The sequence below is a fragment of the Candidatus Protofrankia californiensis genome (assembly GCF_900634765.1).
Lineage (GTDB): Bacteria > Actinomycetota > Actinomycetes > Frankiales > Frankiaceae > Protofrankia > Protofrankia californiensis.
The window spans coordinates 25,133-26,131 of the sequence record NZ_CAAAFT010000444.1 but is presented as its reverse complement, the minus strand read 5'-3'; the positions used below and the strand labels follow the sequence as shown (position 1 = coordinate 26,131).

Annotated in this window: 1 pseudogene; it reads left to right on the top strand. The window is 65.0% G+C overall.

Annotated elements, in window-relative coordinates:
• Positions 1-908 (top strand): annotated as a pseudogene (locus DD1DGNOD_RS30135) (DNA-directed RNA polymerase subunit beta); the annotation flags it as partial.
• Between the last annotated feature and the right edge of the window lie 91 nt (positions 909-999).

The window sequence follows — 999 nt, the reverse complement described above, 5'->3', positions numbered from 1 at the left end:
CCCAGAAGCGCAAGATCACCGATGGTGACAAGCTCGCCGGGCGGCACGGGAACAAGGGTGTCATCGCGAAGATTCTCCCCGCTGAGGACATGCCGTTCCTCTCCGATGGCACCCCGGTGGACGTCGTGCTCAACCCGCACGGTGTGCCCCGCCGGATGAACATCGGCCAGATCCTGGAGACCCATCTCGGCTGGGTGGCCAAGACCGGCTGGAAGGTCGATGACGGCTCCGAGAACTGGAAGGAGCGTCTGCGCGGCATCAGGGCGGACCAGGCGCCACCGGACACCAACGTGGCCACCCCGGTGTTCGACGGCGCCCGCGAGGAGGAGATCACCGGTCTGCTCTCCTCGACGCTGCCCAACCGTGACGGCGTCCAGCTCATCGGTGCCAGCGGCAAGGCCAAGCTCTTCGACGGCCGGACCGGCGAGCCCTACCCGTACCCGGTGGCGGTCGGTTACATCTACATCCTCAAGTTGCTGCACCTGGTCGACGACAAGATCCACGCCCGTTCGACCGGCCCCTACTCGATGATCACCCAGCAGCCGCTGGGTGGCAAGGCGCAGTTCGGTGGACAGCGTTTCGGCGAGATGGAGGTGTGGGCGCTGGAGGCCTACGGTGCCGCCTACGCCCTGCAGGAGCTGCTCACCATCAAGTCGGACGACGTCCTCGGTCGCGTCAAGGTCTACGAGGCCATCGTCAAGGGCGAGAACATCCCTGAACCCGGTATCCCGGAGTCCTTCAAGGTACTCATCAAGGAAATGCAGTCACTGTGCCTGAACGTGGAAGTTCTTTCCAGTGACGGTGTTTCCATCGAAATGCGTGACACCGACGAGGACGTCTTCCGCGCCGCGGAGGAACTCGGTATTGACCTGTCCCGGCGAGAGCCGAGCAGCGTTGAGGAGGTCTGACGAGTAGTGGTCTGCGGCCGGGTGACCGCCAGCGGCCGGAGGCGGCGCGATCGCGAGGGACCACGGGGGATCACGAGGTGATCTGCCCGAA